The sequence below is a fragment of the Mailhella massiliensis genome, assembly GCF_020741395.1.
Taxonomy (GTDB): Bacteria; Desulfobacterota; Desulfovibrionia; order Desulfovibrionales; family Desulfovibrionaceae; genus Mailhella; species Mailhella massiliensis_A.
The window spans coordinates 1-2,610 of record NZ_DYZA01000163.1 but is presented as its reverse complement, the minus strand read 5'-3'; the positions used below and the strand labels follow the sequence as shown (position 1 = coordinate 2,610).

At 65.8% G+C, this 2,610-nt stretch carries 2 protein-coding genes; one reads left to right on the top strand and one right to left on the bottom strand.

From position 1 onward, the window contains the following. The first annotated feature begins 595 nt into the window (after nucleotides 1-595). Complete coding sequence (locus K8W16_RS08040; RefSeq protein WP_304122633.1) at nucleotides 596-1,489, top strand: LysR family transcriptional regulator; 894 nt, start codon at nucleotides 596-598, stop codon at nucleotides 1,487-1,489. 668 nt (nucleotides 1,490-2,157) lie between these two features. On the opposite strand, the gene K8W16_RS08035 is transcribed toward K8W16_RS08040, so the two are convergent. Then, nucleotides 2,158-2,610 (bottom strand): NAD-dependent epimerase/dehydratase family protein (locus K8W16_RS08035; RefSeq protein WP_304122632.1); only part of this gene is annotated, 453 nt, incomplete at its 5' end.

Genomic DNA, 2,610 nt, shown 5'->3' with positions numbered 1-2,610 from the left:
GAAGCCCGGAGCGCCGGAGATGGGGGAAGGGCCCTGTCTTTCCCGTGCGGGGCAGGCCCCGCGCCCCCGGGGATACGGCTCATACGATTGTTCATGTGCCTCGTGAAACGGAGCAGGCCCCGCGCCCCCGGGGATACGGCGAGGCTTTTCCGTGCGGGGCGTCCGGTGGGGGGATCGCACAACCGGGGCAGGCTGAACGTCAGGTTTTTTGTGCGGGCTGTGCCGGGGAGGTTCCGGGAGAAGGCACGGGAGGGGATTCCCTCTTTCCCCTGTGCCTGTTGCCCGGCGCGGGAGGGAGGCCGCCCCGCGCGGCACGGCAGCGGCGGCGAGATGGTAAAAAGGCGGCCGCGGGAAAAACGACGTTTCCGGCGGCTGCGGATCCGGGCTTCCGGCCCGTGGGCCCCGGGGCCGCCGGAAAACGCGCGGGAAAGCGCCCCGGGCCGCCGCGCGATGGGGAAGCCCGGAGCGCCGGAGATGGGGGAAGGGCCCTGTCTTTCCCGTGCGGGGCAGGCCCCGCGCCCCGGGGGCGTGGAAACATGCGCCCGCCGGGAGGGCGTGAGCCGGAAACGATGTTCCGGGGCAGGGAGGTGCAGACATGGATATACGGAGTCTCAGCGTGGTGCAGGCCATTCTTGCGGAGGGGAGCTATCAGAAGGCAGCGCAAAGGCTCAACTGCTCGCAGTCCACGGTGACGTTTCAGGTGCGGAGGCTGGAGAACGAGCTTTCCCTGCGTCTTTTCGAGCGTGTGGGCAGGCGCATGGTGCTCAGCCGCGCGGGGAAGAACCTTCTGCCGCATCTGGAATCCGTGCTTTCGGGCATGCGGCATATCCTGCAATACGGCGGCGAAGGCTCGCTTTCCGGTCAGGTGCGCATTGCCGTTGCCGAGTCGCTGCTTTCCTGCCTCGCGCCCTCCATGCTGGCCGAGTTTGCGCAGAAGGCCCCCCGGGTGCGCCTGGAGCTGCATTGCCGCAACTGCCACGACATACGCAACGGCGTGCTTTCCGGCGAATACGACATGGGCGTGTACTACAACGTGGGCGGCCACACGAAGAGCCTTTCCCTGGAAAAGCTGGGCCGGGCCGAAGGCGCGCTGGTGGCCCCGCCTTCCCTTGCCCCCGGGCTCCGGGATTTCGACACTCCGCATCAGGAAAAGGACGTGGCCTTCATCATCAACGAGCCGCGCAGCGTGTTCCGCGAAAGGATGGAGGCATACCTGCGCGCCCGGGACATTCTCCTTTCGAGCACGGTGGAAATCTGGAATATCGAGGCCATAAAACGCTGCGTGGCGGCGGGCATGGGCGTTTCCTTCCTGCCGCGCTTTGCCGTGCGGCGGGAGCTTGCCGAAGGCACGCTGGCGGAACTTGCTGTGAACATGCCCGAGAGGGGGGCGGATATCATCTGCGTGCATCACGGGAGCCGGGACATGGGCCCGGCCCTGCGCCTTTTCCGGGAGCTGTTTGCGGAGCGCATCGCCTCGGAAGGGCTGTGACAGGGCGGAAACGCGCCGCCCTTCCGGCCCCCTTCCCGTGCGCCGCCTGAAGGCGGGCCGGGAAGAGGGCTTCTGCGGGCAGGCCCATGGCGGGCGTTTCGCTCAGGCAAGCCCATGCCTGCCGGGGGAGCGCCGCACGGGAAAAGGCAGGCTTCAGGAGCAGGCCTCCCTGCCTGCCGACGCACGGGAATAAAGGGCAGGCTTCACGGGGAGGGGGGAAGAAGCCCCGGAATTTCCGCATGGCCGATGAGAGGAAAGGCCGCCCACCTTCCGCAGGCAGCGTTGTCCCGCCTGTCTCCTTGTGCGCCCCGGCGGGCAGATACGGGAAGGGGCGCGCTGAAGCCCGGGAGGAACATATGGAGGAGTGCGGACGGCGGCATGCCTTTCATTGCCTTGGAGCGGAAAGGCAACCAGAGAAGGCAGGGCATGCAGCTTCCCGTAGAGGTGAGCCGCATTACCCGCCTGCCGGGTATCGGAGCAGCGCTTTTCCGGCGTGGAGGGCCGGCCCCGTGCCGCAGCACATGAGGGGCGCAGCGTCATTTCCCCTGATAAAGGGGGCGCCCGCGTAAACATCAGGCCCGGAGACGGCTCCGGGCTTTCTTGCCCCGGGGGGAGAGAATACGACCTGGCTGAGAGGCGGGAGCCTCACCTCTCAGAAGGCACGGGGATTACAGGGAACACAGGTACGGGTCGTCCTGCATGAGGTATCGGCACACATAGTCGCTTACCCCTTCCTCAAGAGTGTGGAACTTCACGGGGCACTCCCGGCGACGCATCCACGACATGTCCGCTTCGGTGAAATACTGGTATTTGCCTTTGAGATGTTCCGGCATGTCGAAGTATTCTATGGCCGGTTCGCGTCCCATGGCGGCAAAAACGGCGTTGGCAAGGGCGTTCCAGGTGCGGGCCTTGCCGGAGCCGGCATTGAAAATGCCGTTTACGGAGGGTGTTGTCATGAACCAGTACATAAGGGCGGCGACGTCTTTGGAGTACACGAAATCGCGCAGGGATTCGCCGTCGCCGTAGTCGGGATGGCCGGACTTGAAGAGGCGTATTTTTCCGCTTTCCCGTATCTGGGAAACGGCGCGGCAGACCATGCTCATCATGCTGCCCTTGTGGTA